The sequence below is a fragment of the Dactylosporangium sp. NPDC049742 genome, assembly GCF_040674675.1.
GTDB lineage: Bacteria > Actinomycetota > Actinomycetes > Mycobacteriales > Micromonosporaceae > Dactylosporangium > Dactylosporangium maewongense.
In genome coordinates this window covers 39790-55357 of sequence record NZ_JBFANF010000050.1, presented here as the reverse complement: position 1 = coordinate 55357, position 15568 = coordinate 39790, and the positions used below count along the sequence as shown (strand labels likewise).

The window sequence follows — 15568 nt, the reverse complement described above, 5'->3', positions numbered from 1 at the left end:
ACGGTCCGTAAGGTCGGCGTCGTGGCACTCATCGAGACGCGTGCGCTGACGAAGCGCTACGGGGGTGGCGTCACCGCCCTTTCGGAACTTTCCCTGGCGGTGGAGCCGGGGATCATCGGTCTGGTCGGCGCGAACGGCGCCGGCAAGTCGACCTTCATCAAGATCATGCTCGGTCTGCTCCAGCCGTCCGGGGGTGAGCTGCGGGTGCTCGGGCTCGACCCGGCGACGCAGTCGGTGGAGGTGCGGCAGCGCGTCGGGTACATGCCCGAGCACGACTGCCTGCCGAGCGAGACCTCGGCCGCCGAGTACGTGACCCACCTGGCGCGGATGAGCGGCCTGCCCGCCAACGCGGCCCGGGAGCGGGCCTCCGAGGCGCTGCGGCACGTCGGGCTCTACGAGGAGCGGTACCGCCAGATCGGCGGCTACTCCACCGGCATGAAGCAGCGGGTGAAGCTGGCGCAGGCGCTCGCCCACGACCCGGACCTGCTGCTGCTGGACGAGCCGACCAACGGCCTCGACCCGGCCGGCCGCGACGCGATGCTGGAGCTGGTGCACCGCATCGGCACCGAGTTCGGCATCTCGATCGTCGTGTGCTCGCACCTGCTCGGCGAGGTCGAGCGGATCTGCACGTCGCTGATCGCGATCGACGGCGGCAAGCTGCTGCGTTCCGCGACGGTGTCGGACATGACGACCAGCCGCGACGTGCTCACCGTCGAGGTGAGCGAGGGCGTCGAGCAACTCGTCGCCCGGCTCAGCGAGCAGGGTCTGCCGGTGTCCCGGGACGGCGCCTCGCTCATGGTGCCGATGGACAGCGACGACGTGTACGACCGCATCCTCGTCGCGGTCGCCGAGCTGGACCTGCCGCTGCACCGTCTCGACCAGCGCCGCCACCGCGTCGCTGAGCTCTTCCAGACCCCGTCCGTCAAAGGATCCGCACCGCAGGAGGCCGGCCATGGCGCAGCCAACTAGCGTCATCCACGACATCGGCTACCAGCGTTACACGGGTCCGAGGCTCGGTCGCTGGTACGCCAACCGTTCCCTCTACGAGCAGAGCCTGCGCACCGCGTTCGGCATCGGCCGGGGCGCCAAGGCGAAGATCTTCCCGTGGCTGGTGATCGGCATCGCGCTCAGCGTCGCCGTCATCGCGATCGCGGTCCGGTCGCTGACCGGCGAGCCGCTCATGAGCTACCGGGCGTACGCGGCCAACATCACGTTCCCGGTGATGCTGTTCCTGGCGATCGTCGCGCCGGAGCTGGTCTCCCGTGACCTGCGGGACCGGACGCTGCCGCTGTACTTCAGCCGGCCGCTCAGCCGCTCCGACTACGCGCTGACGAAGTACGCGGCCCTGGCGACGGTCGTGCTGGTGCTGCTCGCCGTGCCGCAGCTGCTCATCTACATCGGGGCGGTGTTCACCCGCACCGACGGGTTCTCCGGCGCCCTGAAGGAGCTCGGCGACATGGGTCCGGGCCTCGCCGGCGCGGTCATCCGGGCGCTGGTCCTCGCGTCGATCGCGCTGCTGGTCGCGTCGCTCACCGGCCGGCGGGCGTTCGCGGCGGCGTTCATCGTGGGCGTGTTCATCATCACCGCGCCGATGGTCGGCATCCTCAACGTCATCGGTGGTGAGGGCAGCGCGCTGAGCTACCTCGCGTTCCTGGTCAACCCGATGACCCTGCTGCTCGGCCTCGAGCAGTGGATCTTCGGCAAGGTGCCCGACGGCGTCCCGATCGGCGACTACGGTCCCGCGTACGGTGTCGGCACCGCCGTCGTGCTCGCCGGCTGTGTCAGCCTGCTGCTGCTTCGTTACCGGAAGGTGGCCGCCTGATGGGCACCGTCGATCTTCAGCATGTGTCCCGCTGGTACGGCAACGTCGTCGCCGTCAACGACGTGACGATGACCCTCGGGGCGGGCGTCACGGGCCTGCTGGGCCCGAACGGCGCCGGCAAGACCACGCTGCTGCACATGATGTCGGGCTTCCTGGCCCCGTCGAAGGGCACGCTGACCGTCGACGGCGCGCCGTCGTGGCGCAACCCCGACGTGTACCGCACGCTCGGCCTCGTCAGCGAGCGCGAGGCGGTGCACGGCTTCCTCACGGGCAAGGAGTTCGTCGTCGCCAGCGCGAGGCTGTTCCGCCTGGCGAACCCGGAGGAGGCCGCCCGCCGCGCCCTGGCGATGGTGGAGATGGAGCCGGCCCAGGACCGGCGGATCGACACGTACAGCAAGGGCATGCGCCAGCGGATCCGGGTCGCGGCCGCGCTCGTGCACGACCCGGGCGTGCTGCTGCTGGACGAGCCGTTCAACGGCATGGACCCGCGCCAGCGCTTCCACATGATGGACCTGCTGCACAAGATGGGCGACGACGGCCGCACCGTGCTGTTCTCCTCGCACATCCTGGAGGAGGTCGAGCAGGTGTCCGGCACCGTGCAGGTCATGGTCGCCGGCCGGCTCGCCGCCTCCGGTGACTTCCGCACCATCCGCCGGCTGATGACCAACCGGCCGCACGTGTTCTCCATCCGCTCCAGCGACGACCGCCGCCTCGCGGTGGCGCTCATCGGCGAGGCGTCCGTCGCGGGTGTCGACATCGACGCGACGGGCCTGCAGGTCCGCGCGTCCGACTACGGCACCTTCACCCGGGCGCTGCCCCGCATCGCGCTCAAGGAGGGCGTGCGGGTGCGGCAGCTGCTGCCCGCCGACGAGTCCCTGGAAAGCGTCTTCTCCTACCTGGTGGGTGCCTGATGAATCCGACCATCGCCCGCATCACGCTGCGCGGACTGCTCGGCCGCCGCCGGATCTGGCTGCTGGTGCCGCTGCCGATCATCCTCGCCGGCTTCGCGGCGGCGGCCCGGGCCTTCGGGGAGCCGCCGTCCGAATGGGGTGAGCCGGTCATCGTCGGCCTCGGCTTCGCCGCCGTGCTGCCGGTGATCGCGCTCATCGTCGGTACCGGCGTGCTCGGCTCCGAGATCGACGACGGCACGATCACCCACATCCTGTCCAAGCCGATCCCGCGCTCGGAGATCGTGTTCACCAAGCTGGCCGTGGCGGTCGGGGTGACCGGCGGGTTCGCCGCCGTGCCGCTGTTCATCGTCGGGCTGCTCGCCGAGTCCACGCCGCTCGCGTTCGCCCTCGTCGTCGGCGCGTTCGTCGGGGCCCTCGCCTATTGCTCGCTGTTCCTGGCGATCAGCGTGATCACCCGCCGGCCGGTGCTGCTCGGCCTGGTCTACGTGGTGCTGTGGGAGGGCCTGCTGGGCAACCTGCTGTCCGGCACGGCGAAGCTCAGCATCCAGCAGTACGTGAAGACGATCGTCGACTGGCTCGCCCCGACCGACGTGCTCGCGGGGTCCGTGTCGGTGCCGGTGAGCTTCGTCATGGCGGGCGTGTTCACCGTCGGGATGACGGCGCTCGCGGTGCAGAAGCTGCGCACGTTCGCGGTCGCCGGCGAGACGGGCTGACGTCGCCCCGACCGGCGCGACGGGTTACCGTCCGCGGGTGAGTTTCCACCGCGTCTACAGCGTCGCCGTCTTCATCGTGCTGGCGTCGCTGGACAACGTGGCGATCAGCCTGGTGCCGCCGCTCTACTCGCCGATCAGCCGCTCCCTCGGCGTCGGCGAGGGAGCGCTCGGCGTGGTGACCGCGGTCGGGTACCTCGTGACCGCGGTCGCCGCCGTCGGCTGGGCGTACACCGGCGACCGGACCGACCGGAAACCGGTGCTCATGGCGGGCACCCTGATCTGGGCCGGCGGCACGGTCGCCACGGTCCTCGCCGGCGGCTACTGGACGTTCTTCGCCGCGCAGCTGGTCGCGGCGGTCGGCCTCGGCGCGGTCGGCTCCGTCGGGTTCTCCGTCGTCAGCGACCTGATCTCGCCCCGCCGCCGCGGTCTCGTGATGAGCCTGTGGGGCCTGTCGCAGGGCGTCGGCACCCTCGCCGGCGTCCTCGTCGCGAGCCAGCTCGGCGGCGCGGACTGGCGGCGGCCGTTCTACGTCCTCGCGGTGCTCGGGGTCCTCGCGTCCGCGGCGTACTTCACGACCGCCGACATCCGGCGCGGGCAGAGCGAACCGGACCTCGCCGCGGTGTTCGCCGCCGGTGAGGAGTACGAGCACCGGATCTCCCGCGCCGACCTGCCCGGCATCGTCGCCCGCCGCACCAACGTGTGGCTGATCCTGCAGGGGCTGACCGCGCAGGCCGCGTTCGGGTCCCTCGTCTGGCTGCCGCGGCTGTTCCAGGCGAAGGCGGAGGCGCAGGGCTACGACGAGCAGCAGGCGATCGCGATCGGCGGCGTCCTCGCAATTCTCTTCCAGCTCGGCGGCGTGCTGTCCGTCGTGGGTGGGATGATCGGCGACCGCTGGCAGCGGCGCGACCGGGGCGGCCGGGCGAAGGTCGCCGCGATCGGGATCCTCGCCGGGGTTCCGCTGTACGTGCTGCTGTTCTTCGCCCCGCTGACGCTGCCCGCGCCGGACGGGCGGCCGGCGACGACGCTGGTGCTCGAGGCGCTGTTCACGACGCCGAGCCTGCTGGCGGCGTTCCTGTGCGCCCTGCTGGCGCTCGCGCTGACGTCGGCGAACTCGCCGAACTGGTTCGCGCTGATCGCCGACGTGAACCCGCCGGAGCACCGCGGCACCGTGTACTCGCTGGGCAACCTCGTCAACGGGGTCGGGCGGGCCGCCGGGAACGGGCTCGTCGGGGCGGTGTTCGCCGCGCTCGCGCGCAGCTTCCCGCCGCCGACGAACCTCGCCGTCGGGCTCGCCGCGTTCCAGGTCTTCTTCCTGCCCACCGGCGTCATGTACTGGCTGGCGTCGCGCACCGCCCCGGCGGACATCGAGACGGTGCACGAGCTGCTGCGGGCGCGCGCTACAGCGTCCGCAGATGAAAGCCCCCGTCCACGTCGATGACCTGGCCGGTGGAGAACGGCAGCAGGTCCGTGGCGACGGCGACGACGGCGCGGCCGACGTCCTCGGGGGTGCCCCAGCGCCTGATCGGCGTGATGCCGTCGGTGAGGATGAGCTTGTCGTACTTCTCCTTCACCGCGCCGGTCATGTCGGTGGCGATGATGCCGGGCCGCACCTCGAACACGGTGATGCCGTGCTCGGCGAGCCGGGCCGCGAACAGCTTCGTCATCATGCCCAGGCCGGCCTTCGTCACGCAGTAGTCGCCGCGGTTGACGCTCGCGGTGTAGGCGCTCATCGACGAGATCGTGACGATCTTGCCGCGGACGCCGGCGTCGATCATCCGGCGGGCGACCTGCTGGGTGAGGAAGTAGGGGCCCTTGAGGTTGATGCCGACGAGCCGGTCGAACGACTCCTCGGTCGCCTCCAGGAGGTCGGCGCGGACGTTCGGGGCCACGCCCGCGTTGTTCACCAGGAGGTCGAGGCCGCCGAAAGCGTCGTGCGCCTCCTGCACGAGCCTTGCACGGTCCTCGGCGTCGCCGACGTCCGCACGGACGAGGGCGGCCTTGGCGCCCCGCCGGAGAATCTCGGCGGCGGTGTCCTCGGCGGCGGCGAGGTTGGACGCGTAGTTCACCACCACGTCGAAGCCGGCGCCGGCGAGGGCGAGGGCGATGCCCCGGCCGATCCCGCGGGACGCCCCGGTGACCAGCGCCGCGCTCACCGCCGCACCCCGTCGCCGCCGAGGGCGCCGTCGAGGCCGCCGTCGTGGGTGTCGGAGGAGGGGGTGTCGGAGGAGGGGGTGTCGCCGAAGAACGTGTAGTACGGCCCGTCGACCAGCCGGCCGATGTACAGCGCCAGCTCCCGCAGGTGGTAGTCGCCCCACATGCTCGACTCGCCGTTCGGCACCGACTGGCCCGGCGCGACGTGGTCCCAGCCGTTCGGGCGGTGGTACACCGAGTGCAGCAGCAGCCCCTCGTGCCGCGGGTCCGTCGACAGGTAGGGCTCCTGCAGCAACGTCCTCGCGACCGTGAGTCCCGCCTGGGTGTACCTGTCGTCGCCGATCGCGCGACCGAGGCGGAGCAGGCCCTGCGCGGCGATCGCGGCGGCGCTGGAGTCGACCGGCTCGTGCGCGTTGTACGGGTCGGCGGGCGCGTCGGCGTCCAGCTGCGCGAGGCCCGGCGCGCCCGTGTCCCAGTACGGGATCCCGTCGGCGGGGGAGTGCTCGATGTAGAAGTCGCACGTGGCTTGCGCCGCCGCGCGGAACAGGTCGGAGTCGACCGGCTCGTCGCCGGACGCGAGGAACTCGAGGAGCTCGGCGAAGCCGAGCATCGCCCAGGCCAGGCCCCGCGTCCAGGTCGAGAACGCCGAGTAGCCCTGCTGCGTGCTCGGCGCCCGGAAGCGCCCGTCGTTGACGTTGAACAGGGCCTCGTGCGCCGTGCGGCCCCGGACGTCGTACACGTCGCGGCCCTCGCCGAAGTAGACGTTGTACCGGGCGGTGCTCTCCGCGTGCCGCACGAGCCGGTCGAGGAGGTCGATCCGCTCGTCGTGCTCGCCCATGAGCACGTGCCCGAGGCGGTGCGCGACGGCGAGCGACCGGCACGAGCGGATGGTGTCGACGAACAGCGACTGCGGCCCGTTGAACGAGTAGATGTAGCCGCCGCCGTCCGCGGTCCGGCTCCAGCGGGCGGCCTGCACGGCGCCGCTGACCTTCAGCGCCAGCTCGGCGAAGGCGAGGTCCCCGGCGTCGGCGCGGCCCTCCAGGATGAGGCGGCGCAGCGTCCCGTACGTGCTGACGTTGTTGAACCCGTGGTCGTGCACGCCGATGTGGCTGACGTGCGCCGCCATCACGCCGAACGTGTGCCGGCGGCCCTGCTCCAGGAAGTGCGGGTCGCCGGTCGCGTCGAACTGCAGCAGCGCCGAGCCCACCTGGAACCCCTGCGTCCACTCGGTCCAGCCGCGCGCCGTGTACCGCCCCTCGACGGTGAACACGGGCGCTCCCTGGCTGCCGCCCGGGGGGCAGGACGCGTCGACCGCGTCGATCTTCCCGGCGGACAGCTCCCACATCCGCCCGGTCGCGGCCAGCAGATCCTTGGGCGCGAGCCCGTCATCGATGCGCAACATGCCCCCGAGGATACGGGGAAAGCGCTTTCCTGAGAACCCCGGAGATCGGGCGCCTTTCGCGTCCCCGCTCCGCCGGCGCCGCCCTTCGTGGCAGGATGGCGCGTGATGGACGCGACGGCTGTTGAGGAAGTCACCGATCGCTGGGTCGCCGCCTGGACCACCGGCCGCACCAGCACTCTGTTCACGCTGCTCGCCGCCGGCGCCCGGGTCGAGTCCAACCTGGACCCCGACGGCGACTTCATCGAGAAGCTCACCGGCTTCGCCGCCGCGCTGACCTCGGTGTCGGTCTTCTCCCGCACCGTGATCGACCAGCGCGTCGCGATCGTGTACGACTGCGCGGTCGACGCCGAGCAGTTCCGCCTCGCCGAGTTCCTGGTGCTGACGCCGACCGGCCTGATCGCCGAGGTCCGTCGGGTCTACGACCTGTACGCCGTCGAACGCCTCATGCCCGACCTCCTGCTGGAGACCTGAGCCCGCTGGGAACCTGAGCCCGGCCGCACCGCGCCTGCACCCCGGTTGCTCCGGGCGGCGCCTCCCGACGGGGGCGCCGGGACCGTACCGTTGTGCAGGCGGGGACAAGGAAGGCCGGGCCCCCGAAGGAGCCCGGCCGTTTGACAACTCAATACTTCAGGACATCGCGGCGGCGGAGACGAACGTGTAGCCGAGGCCCTGGATGCCCTCCACGGTCTGCTTCAGGTAGGCCGTGCCGAGGTACGGGTGGTAGAAGAAGCTCGCCACGCCGTCGCGGACCGCCAGGTTGGTCTTCGCGTTCGCGATCAGGTCGGCGGGCAGGACCGCCGGGTGCTGGTTGAACGGCTCGGGCTCGATGTTGCCGATGTTCTCGGGGATGACGGTCGAGCCGTAGACGTCGCGGACGGTGTACGGGAAGAACTGCCCGACCATGCGCGCCGTGCTGTTGTCGACGGTGCCGCCGGACAGGACGCCGGGGAAGTACAGGCCGCGCTCGTAGCGGACGCCGACCAGGGTGTTGATCGTCTTGTAGTCCAGCGCGCTCGCCGCGTAGTGCGGGAACTCGAAGATGGTCGGCTGCTTCAGGCCGGCGAGGGCCCAGTCGGCGCGGGAGGCCAGGACCCGGGCGGTGACGTTCAGCGCCGAGTCGTTCTTCACCGGGCCGTCGTAGATGACGGCGTCGTTGGCGTCGACGTGCGCCATGAAGAACTCGAAGTCGTTGGCGCTGACGCCGTCGTACGGGTTGTTGAGCGCGTCGAGCTGGTGCGTGTAGCCGTGCTGGAGCAGGGTGCCGCCCTTGCTCTGCATGTACTTCAGGGCGCTGACCACCAGTGGCCGCTGGCGCAGCGTGTAGTCCTCGGCCTTGCCATTGTTGTTCACACCTTTCGGGTCGCGGTACCGGCTGTAGACGGCGACGGTGAAGGGGACCTTCTTCGAGGACAGGTAGTCGGCGATGGCGCGCAGCTCCGCCGGGTCGGCGTCGGGGCCGACGTCCTCGATGCGGACCAGGGCCCGGTGCCGGGCGGCGGTCTGCGGCGCGAGCACCGAGTACAGCAGGTCCGAGAACGCCAGGTAGCGGTCGTTGGAGGTGATGTACGACAGCGGGATCTCACCCAGGTAGGTGAGGTTGCCGGACCTGATGCCCCACGGGAACGTGGTGCCGTCGGCGCGCACCGCGGTGCCGACGGAGACGGCCTTCGCGGGGTCGGAGACGACGTAGTCCATGATGCCGCCGCCGTTGCGCACGTCCCGGGTCATCGTGGTGCCGTTGTAGACGACCTGCGACACGGGCGAGGTGTCGTAGCCCTTCCAGGTGTACCCGTACTTGGCGACGAAGTCCGCGGAGCGGGCCGTCAGCTGCCAGATGTTGTTGTACATCCAGACGACCGGCTTCGTGCCCGCGAGGGTGTCGTCGAGGAACGCGGTGGGCAGCGGCTCGTCGTAGGTGGAGCCGACGTAGACGACCGCGGAGTACGCCGCCATCTCACCGGCCGTGTAGCTGCCGACCGGGTGCGCGGTCCAGGACCCGAAGTGCGAGACGAGGTTCGTCGCCATCATCCCGTAGTCCTCGCCGAGCCACGAGTACGGGCCGGTGTTGTCGTAGAGGACGAGCGTCTTCGTCGCGGCGTTGGAGCCGGGGGCGCCGGCGCCGGAGCGGGTCGCGGTGGGGGCGGCGGCGAACGCCGGGGTCGAGGGCGCGGCCAGGGCGAGCGAGGCGGCGACGGCGACCGCGGCGACGGAGCTGAGCAGCTTGCGCATGTCGTACAAGATCCTTACGAGTCAGGCGGCGACGGTGGACGGCATGGGAGCGGGGTGCGAGGCGAGGCCCAGGAGCGCGGCGACGGCCTGCTCGGTGCGGTGCGAGGCGAGCCCGTCACCGTAGGGGTTGCCGTTGGCGGTCATGGAGTCACGCAGGGCCGGGTCGTCGAGCAGCCGGGCCGCCTCGGCGACGATCAGGTCCTCGTCCGTGCCGACGAGCTTGGCGCAACCGGCGTGCAGCGACTCGACGCGCTCGGTGACCTCGCGCAGGACCAGGGCCGGCACCTTGAACGACGGCGCCTCCTCCTGGATGCCGCCCGAGTCGGTGAGCGTCAGGTAGGCGTTGGACAGCAGCCGGGCGAGCGCCGGGTAGGGCAGCGGGTCGGTGACCGTGACCCGCGGCACCCCGGCGAGGCCGGCCTCGACCTGGGCGCGCACGGCCGGGTTGGCGTGCGCCGGCAGGACGACCCGGAGGTCGGGGTAGGCCTCGACCAGGCGCCGCACCGCGGAGAGGATCCGGTCCAGCGGCTCGCCCCACGACTCGCGGCGGTGCGCGGTGACGAGGACCAGCCGGGCCTCGCCGTGCGCGGCGGCGTCGACCGCCGCGGCGATCCGGGAGTCCTCGAACGGCATCTCCCGGGCGGCGATCGTCAGGGCCGCGTCCACCACCGTGTTGCCGGTGATGAGGACGCTGGCCGGGGCGATGCTCTCGTCGAGCAGGTTCGTCGCGGCGAGGGCCGTCGGCGCCAGGTGCAGCGCGGCGAGCTGGCCGACGAGCTTGCGGTTGGCCTCCTCCGGGAACGGCGAGTCCAGGTCGCCGGAGCGCAGCCCCGCCTCCAGGTGCACGACCGGGATGCGCCGCCAGAACGCGGCCATGGCGCCGGCGAGCGTCGTGGTGGTGTCGCCCTGGACGATGACCGCGGCCGGCTTGCGCTCCTCCAGGAGCGCGTCGAGCGAGGAGATCATCGCGGTGAGGAGCTCGGGCTGGCTGCCGGTGACCCGCTGCAACGGCAGCGTCACGTCGGCCTGGACGTCGAACGCGTCGAGCGCCTGGGTCACCATCGTCGGGTGCTGGCCGCTGGCGACCAGCACCGGGGTGAGCCGGCCGGCGGCGCGCATCGCGGCGGCGACGGGCGCCAGCTTGATGGCCTCGGGACGGGTACCGGCGATGAGGAAGACTTCGGGAGACATGTGCGTGACGTCCTTTACGAGAGAACCGGCTCTTCGACCAGGCGTTCGGTCTTCGCCCAGGCCTGTCGCCGGCTGATCTGCCGGCCGATCGCCCGCCAGGTCGAGACCAGGCCGAGCAGGAGGAAGAAGGGGTAGGCGACGGCGGCGACCAGCAGTCGCCCGAGCTTCTCGTCGCCGAGCTGGAGGCGGTGGACCGTGGCCCAGACGAGGCCCGGGGCGGTCATGCCGAGCGCCCAGAACAGTGCGACGTGGCCCATCTGCGTCCAGGAGTGGATCAGGACGGTGTCGCCGTGGCCGGGGATGAGCCGCCACATCGCGAAGCCCCAGAGGCCGAACACGCCGGCCGTGCCGAAGGCGTTCATCCACGGTGCGAGCAGGTAGTACAGCATCTCCAGCAGGGCGTGGTTACGGACCTGCCGGGAGGCGACCAGCTTCGGCACGTAGCCGACGCACTGCAGGTTGCCCTGCGCCCACCGGGTGCGTTGCCGCAGCAGCCGCTTCACGTCGACGAGGCCCTGCTGGTTGACGTTGGCGATGGAGGTGTACCGGATGCGCTCGCCGTTGAGGTGCATGCGCAGCCCGAGCTCCAGGTCCTCGACCAGGCAGTGCGACCAGGGCGCGTCGCCGAGCCGCATCAGCGACGACAGCCGGGCGAACTGCCCGTTGCCGCCCAGCCCGACCGTCCCCGCGGCGTTGCGGAGCAGCTGGCTGGCGTTGGCGATGGCGGCGAACTCGAGGTCCTGCACGGCCCCGAGGACGCGGTTGCGGTTGTGGATGCGCACCCGGGTCTGCACCGCGCCGACCCGCGGGTCGCGCATCTGGCGGGACACCTCGGTCAGGATGTTGGCGCTGCCCCGGCCGTCGCCGTCGATGACGCCGACCGCGACCAGCGCCGGGTCCTCGCCGTGCCGCAGGGCCAGGTCCCGGATCGCCCGGAACGCGGCGTTGAGCGCCTCGCCCTTGCCCTTGCGGGCGTTGGGGAAGTCCCGGCGCAGCACCGTCAGATTCGGGTGGTCGATGGCGGCGAGGACGTCGGGGGTGCCGTCGTCCGAACCGTCATCGACCACCATCACCCTGGTGCGCGTGCCTGCCGGGCCCTGCAGCGCCAGCGCGGCGCCGACGGTCCGGCCGACAACCCGTTCCTCGTTGAGGGCGGGCACGACGATCCAGAAGGTCAGCGGCTCGTGCTCGTTCGGCGCGATGGCGTCGCGCCGGCGACGGCGACCGGCGGTGGCCGAGTCGCGGGTGGTGAAGGCCACCAGCGCCAGGTTGTACGCCGGCCAGAGCGTCAGGAGCGCGAAGCCGACCAGAAGGATCGCCGTCATGCGTCAGGCTGCGCTGCGGTTGAAGCGGGAGGCCCGCACCATCAGGGCACCGGTGACGACGAGCGCGACACCTGCGGCGACGATGGCGAAGACGGGGCTTCCGGTGACGGGCAGCGAGGCGGCGGTGGATCCGCCGGCCCCGATGACGCCGATGACCTTCGTACCTGACATGACAGCTTCCCCTCGGCTATCTCTCCGGCGGTGCTTGGCGGCTCCTTGCCGGCAACCGTCGTGCACCTTGTCCTCCAGAAGCTTGGAGGCGCCGAGGGGCAATCACAATGGGTGAGCATGGTCGGATACGCTCGCGCGGACCAAGTCCGCCCAACGACCTGACAGAGCGTTTACGCAGGCAAAACTCGACCGCTACGCAGAGTGGTCGGACCGTGTGCGGTAGCTCTCAGTGAAGGATGCGGGGTGTTGCCAGTCGGTTGCGAACTCCGCCCAGAGCGCCAGGGCGACGCTGGCACTCTCGGGCCGGTCGGCCGGGCGCTTGGCCATGCACTGGCGGCACAGCTCCGCTACGGAGCGTGGCAGCCCGGGTGCGAGCAGGACCGGGGTGGCTACCGGCTGCAGCAGCCTGGCGCCCGGCGCGTGCGGCGAGCGGCCGGTCAGCATCTGGTACAGCAGGACGCCCAGCGCGTAGACGTCCCAGGCCGGCGCGTGCTCGACGCGTGAGGCCGCGGGGTGCGCGAACGGCACCGCCAGCCCGAAGTCGATGATCTTGACCCCGGCGGTGGTCAGCATGACGTTGTCGGCGGTCAGGTCGCGGTGCGCGATGCCGCGGCGGTGCGCGACGGCGAGAAGCTCGGCGACCGACGCGGCGATCTCGACCGCGTGCTGCCACGGCAGCGGCCCTTCGGCGAGGCGTTTCGTCAGCGGTACGCCGTTGAGCAGCTCCATCGCGACGCAGGGCACCGTCGCCCGGCCGGTGTCGAGCTCGCCGTACCCGAAGATCTTCGGCACCGTGGGGTGCCGCATCCGCTGCATGAGCAGCGGCTCCCGGCGGGCCGAGTGCACGGCCCGGCCGTTGTTGGCGAACGTCGGCGCGAGGACCTTCACGGCGGCGGGGCGCAGCTGCTCCAGGTCGACGGCCTCGTAGACGAGCGACATGCCGCCGCGGGCGATCGGGCGGACCAGCAGGAAGCGCTCCAGCACCCTGCGGCCAAGCTCGATCTCCGACACAATCGCCGACTATTCCCTAGATGCTGCCGATCACGGAAGTCCCAGCGATGATTAACACAGCCCGTGTCGATGTGATAAGTCCGGATATGTCCGGCGTACCAAAGGAACCGCACAGCCGATCGAAACCCATAGTTGACATCCGGGTAACCGTGGCTGACGCTGGCCGCAGGAATCGCTCCCACAGGAGACGGGATGACTGACGAGCCATCGCCACCAACCGTCACCGAGGTCGCCGCCGCCGCGGGGGTCTCCGCGGCAACCGTGTCCCGTGTCCTCACCGGCCGGGTCAGGGTCAGCACCTCGGCCCGGGTGTCGGTGCACGACGCCATCGCCCAGCTCGGCTACGTCCGCCACCGCGGGCCGCGCCGGCCCGACCGGCTGCCGCAGCGGCTCCCCGTCGCCGCGCTCGTCTTCGAGCCCACGGCCCGGCTGTTCCACGACACCTTTTCCGCCCGGCTGCTCGCCGGCGCCGAGGAGGAGCTGACCCGCCACGGCATCCCGATGCTGACGATGTCCGCGACCCGGGGCACGATCGCGTCGGCGACCCAGTTCCTGACGACCGGCGGCGTCGGCGGCGTCCTGCTGCTCGGCGGGCACAGCAGCCACCCCCTCGCGGTCTCCCTCGCCGCGTCCCGGGTGCCGCTGCGGGCCACCGGCCGCCCCGCCGACGGCCTCGACATCCCGTTCGTCGACGTCGACAACCGCGACGGCGCCCGCCAGGCCGTCGAGCACCTCATCCTGCGCCACCGCCGGGCCATCGCCGCGATCGCCGGGCCGCCCGACTCGCCCGCCGCCGTGGACCGCCTGGACGGCTATCGCCGCGCGATGGAGGCGGCCGGTAGGGTGCCCCACGTGGCGTACGGCGATTTCACCACCGCATCCGGCGGTCACGCCGCCGCCTGGCTGCTGGACCGCATGCCGCGCCTCGACGCGCTCTTCGTCGCCTCCGACGCGATGGCCGCCGGCGCGCTGCAGGCCCTGCGCAAGGCCGGCCGCCGGGTCCCCGAGGACGTCGCCGTCGTCGGCTTCGACGACGCGCCCCTCGCCTCCTACACCACGCCGCCGCTCACGACCGTGCGCCAGCCGGTCTCCGAGCTCGGCGCGGTCGCCGCCTCGCTGCTCCTGAGCGGTTCAGAGGCTGTGCAGGACTGCCCGGTGCTGCCGACCGAGCTCGTCGTCCGGGCGTCAAGCTAGCGACGTGATGCACGACGGTCAGCTCCGGGAGGGCGATGTCCTGGCCCGCCGGTACATCCTGAAACAACCCGTCGGCGCGGGCGGCATGTCCGTCGTCTGGCGCGCGTGGGACAGCACCCTGGAGCGCACCGTCGCGGTCAAGGTCCTCGACGGTCCCATCGGCACCGACGTCGGCCAGCGCGACCGGATCCGCCGCGAGGCCCGCGCCGCCGCGCGGATCGAGCACCCCAACGCGATCGGCGTCTACGACTACGGCGAGACCGTCACCACGCACGGCCGGATCGCCGCGTACGTCGTCATGCAGCTCCTCGACGGCACCTCCCTCGCCGGGCGGCTCGCCGAGGGCCCGCTGCCGTGGACGGACGCGATCGCGGTCGCCGCCACCGTCGCCGACGTGCTGCACGCCGCCCACCGCCGCGGCGTCGTGCACCGCGACGTCACCCCCGAGAACGTCATGCTCACCACCGACGGCGTCAAGCTGCTCGACTTCGGCATCGCCGCCGACGTGGGCCAGCGCGACACGCTGACCTTCGGCACCCCGCCCTACGTCGCGCCGGAGCGGCTGGTCGGCGCGCCCGCCAGCGGCTCCACCGACGTCTACGCCCTCGGCGTCCTGCTGTTCGAGATGCTCACCGGGCACCCGCCCGTGCAGGCCGCCACGTGGGAGGAGCTCGAGCGGGCCGTCGCCGCCGACCACCGCCCGGCGCTCAACGTGCCCGGCCTGCCACCCGCGGTCGCCGCCGTCTGCCTGCGCTGCCTCACCACCGACCCCACCGAGCGACCCACCGCCGCCGAGGTCGCCGCGACCCTGGAGTCGTCGGCGCAGCGGCACGGACGCCGCTGGGTGCCGGTCCTCGCCGTGTCGTTGGCGGCGTTGGTACTGGTGGGCCTCACCTATGTGTGGCGCAACCGCGACGACGAGCAGACCGCGTCGCCGGCCCCGACGGTCAGCATCTTCGTCTCCATCCTGCCGCCCGTCACGGTCCAGCCCCCACCGGCGGCGACCCGCACCGCCACGCAGGCGGCCCCGCAAGGCCGCCCGTCGTCCGGGGCGCCCGCGGCGTCGCCGTCGCCGAACCCGACTCCGGTGCCGTCCCGGCTCACCCCGCAGCAGGCCGGGCAGGCGGTCCTCGACGTCGTCGACCGCCGTTCCGCCGCCGGGGAGCTCCGCTCCGACGTGGTGGACGACATCCGGAATCAGGTCAACAACATCATGATCAACCCGGTCGGCGCCGCGCCCCGCATCGACCGGCTGCGCAACCAGCTGGTGGACCGCCGGCGCGAGGGCTCCATCACCACCGCTGCCGCATACCAGGAGCTCGACGCCGCCGTGGGCGTGCTCGCCGCGTCGCTGACCTGACCGGCCAGGTGGCGTGTCACCCGGCCCCGCCGGGCGGGGCGGCGCGCCGCGTCGGCGGCCTGACCGCACCGGGCGGCCGTGCCCGCCG

Annotated in this window: 15 protein-coding genes; 8 read left to right on the top strand and 7 right to left on the bottom strand. The window is 72.0% G+C overall.

The genetic code is table 11. The features are described from left to right. Positions 1-21 precede the first annotated feature (21 nt). Genes AB0J72_RS42130 through AB0J72_RS42110 form a run of 5 tightly spaced genes read left to right on the top strand, consistent with a single transcriptional unit; the run spans position 22 to position 4884 of the window. Positions 22-969 (top strand): ABC transporter ATP-binding protein, encoded by a 948-nt coding sequence (locus AB0J72_RS42130; protein ID WP_363410003.1) that lies wholly within the window; start codon positions 22-24, stop codon positions 967-969. Next, positions 953-1822 carry an ABC transporter permease subunit gene (locus tag AB0J72_RS42125; RefSeq protein ID WP_363410000.1) on the top strand — a complete coding sequence of 290 codons (870 nt, stop codon included), beginning with the start codon at positions 953-955 and terminating at the stop codon, positions 1820-1822. Before AB0J72_RS42130 ends, AB0J72_RS42125 begins: the two co-directional genes overlap by 17 nt. Further along, the gene (locus AB0J72_RS42120; RefSeq protein ID WP_344512891.1) at positions 1822-2733 is read left to right on the top strand and encodes an ABC transporter ATP-binding protein; all 912 of its coding nucleotides are present in this window, start codon (positions 1822-1824) and stop codon (positions 2731-2733) included. The genes AB0J72_RS42125 and AB0J72_RS42120 overlap by 1 nt, the downstream gene beginning before the upstream one ends. Beyond that, positions 2733-3446, top strand: a complete 714-nt coding sequence (locus AB0J72_RS42115; protein WP_363409997.1) for an ABC transporter permease subunit — start codon at positions 2733-2735, stop codon at positions 3444-3446. Before AB0J72_RS42120 ends, AB0J72_RS42115 begins: the two co-directional genes overlap by 1 nt. Positions 3447-3483: 37 nt before the next feature. After that, positions 3484-4884, top strand: coding sequence for an MFS transporter (locus AB0J72_RS42110; protein ID WP_363409994.1), 1401 nt, complete (start codon positions 3484-3486; stop codon positions 4882-4884). On the opposite strand, the gene AB0J72_RS42105 is transcribed toward AB0J72_RS42110, so the two are convergent. Together AB0J72_RS42105 and AB0J72_RS42100 are read right to left on the bottom strand one after the other, a co-directional pair. Next, positions 4844-5599 carry a 3-ketoacyl-ACP reductase gene (locus AB0J72_RS42105; protein WP_363409991.1) on the bottom strand — a complete coding sequence of 252 codons (756 nt, stop codon included), beginning with the start codon at positions 5597-5599 and terminating at the stop codon, positions 4844-4846. The two genes, AB0J72_RS42110 and AB0J72_RS42105, sit on opposite strands and share 41 nt — an antisense overlap. Further along, a complete protein-coding gene (locus AB0J72_RS42100; protein WP_363409988.1) occupies positions 5596-6999 on the bottom strand; it encodes a hypothetical protein in 1404 nt (467 codons plus the stop codon). The genes AB0J72_RS42105 and AB0J72_RS42100 overlap by 4 nt, the downstream gene beginning before the upstream one ends. A gap of 102 nt (positions 7000-7101) precedes the next feature. Between AB0J72_RS42100 and AB0J72_RS42095 the strand changes: the two genes are divergently transcribed. Then, complete coding sequence (locus AB0J72_RS42095; RefSeq protein ID WP_363409986.1) at positions 7102-7470, top strand: hypothetical protein; 369 nt, start codon at positions 7102-7104, stop codon at positions 7468-7470. A gap of 156 nt (positions 7471-7626) precedes the next feature. On the opposite strand, the gene AB0J72_RS42090 is transcribed toward AB0J72_RS42095, so the two are convergent. The 5 genes from AB0J72_RS42090 to AB0J72_RS42070 form a co-directional block, all read right to left on the bottom strand. Next, positions 7627-9228, bottom strand: a complete 1602-nt coding sequence (locus AB0J72_RS42090) for a polysaccharide deacetylase family protein (RefSeq protein ID WP_363409983.1) — start codon at positions 9226-9228, stop codon at positions 7627-7629. A gap of 21 nt (positions 9229-9249) precedes the next feature. Continuing rightward, positions 9250-10419: a UDP-N-acetylglucosamine 2-epimerase (non-hydrolyzing) gene (gene wecB, locus AB0J72_RS42085; protein WP_363409980.1), complete on the bottom strand. Its 1170-nt coding sequence runs from the start codon at positions 10417-10419 to the stop codon at positions 9250-9252. A gap of 14 nt (positions 10420-10433) precedes the next feature. Beyond that, positions 10434-11744, bottom strand: coding sequence for a glycosyltransferase family 2 protein (locus AB0J72_RS42080; RefSeq protein ID WP_363409977.1), 1311 nt, complete (start codon positions 11742-11744; stop codon positions 10434-10436). A gap of 3 nt (positions 11745-11747) precedes the next feature. Next, complete coding sequence (locus AB0J72_RS42075; protein ID WP_360566883.1) at positions 11748-11915, bottom strand: LPXTG cell wall anchor domain-containing protein; 168 nt, start codon at positions 11913-11915, stop codon at positions 11748-11750. A 192-nt stretch (positions 11916-12107) separates the two neighbouring features. Then, entirely contained in the window at positions 12108-12926 is an 819-nt protein-coding gene (locus AB0J72_RS42070; protein ID WP_363409974.1) for a serine/threonine-protein kinase, read from the bottom strand. A 192-nt stretch (positions 12927-13118) separates the two neighbouring features. Here AB0J72_RS42070 and AB0J72_RS42065 point away from each other — a divergent pair, with 192 nt between their 5' ends. Continuing rightward, complete coding sequence (locus AB0J72_RS42065) at positions 13119-14120, top strand: substrate-binding domain-containing protein (protein WP_363409971.1); 1002 nt, start codon at positions 13119-13121, stop codon at positions 14118-14120. A gap of 7 nt (positions 14121-14127) precedes the next feature. Beyond that, positions 14128-15480, top strand: a complete 1353-nt coding sequence (locus AB0J72_RS42060) for a serine/threonine-protein kinase (RefSeq protein ID WP_363410102.1) — start codon at positions 14128-14130, stop codon at positions 15478-15480. Positions 15481-15568: the final 88 nt, after the last annotated feature.

What these genes read in the sequence shown, in the direction of transcription:
- AB0J72_RS42120 (WP_344512891.1), top strand. Translation starts at nt 1,822, where the DNA reads ATGGGCACCGTCGATCTTCAGCATGTGTCCCGCTGGTACGGCAACGTC.
- AB0J72_RS42090 (WP_363409983.1), bottom strand. Translation starts at nt 9,228, where the DNA reads ATGCGCAAGCTGCTCAGCTCCGTCGCCGCGGTCGCCGTCGCCGCCTCG.
- AB0J72_RS42115 (WP_363409997.1), top strand. Translation starts at nt 2,733, where the DNA reads ATGAATCCGACCATCGCCCGCATCACGCTGCGCGGACTGCTCGGCCGC.
- wecB (WP_363409980.1), bottom strand. Translation starts at nt 10,419, where the DNA reads ATGTCTCCCGAAGTCTTCCTCATCGCCGGTACCCGTCCCGAGGCCATC.
- AB0J72_RS42065 (WP_363409971.1), top strand. Translation starts at nt 13,119, where the DNA reads ATGACTGACGAGCCATCGCCACCAACCGTCACCGAGGTCGCCGCCGCC.
- AB0J72_RS42060 (WP_363410102.1), top strand. Translation starts at nt 14,128, where the DNA reads ATGCACGACGGTCAGCTCCGGGAGGGCGATGTCCTGGCCCGCCGGTAC.
- AB0J72_RS42075 (WP_360566883.1), bottom strand. Translation starts at nt 11,915, where the DNA reads ATGTCAGGTACGAAGGTCATCGGCGTCATCGGGGCCGGCGGATCCACC.
- AB0J72_RS42125 (WP_363410000.1), top strand. Translation starts at nt 953, where the DNA reads ATGGCGCAGCCAACTAGCGTCATCCACGACATCGGCTACCAGCGTTAC.
- AB0J72_RS42080 (WP_363409977.1), bottom strand. Translation starts at nt 11,744, where the DNA reads ATGACGGCGATCCTTCTGGTCGGCTTCGCGCTCCTGACGCTCTGGCCG.
- AB0J72_RS42100 (WP_363409988.1), bottom strand. Translation starts at nt 6,999, where the DNA reads ATGTTGCGCATCGATGACGGGCTCGCGCCCAAGGATCTGCTGGCCGCG.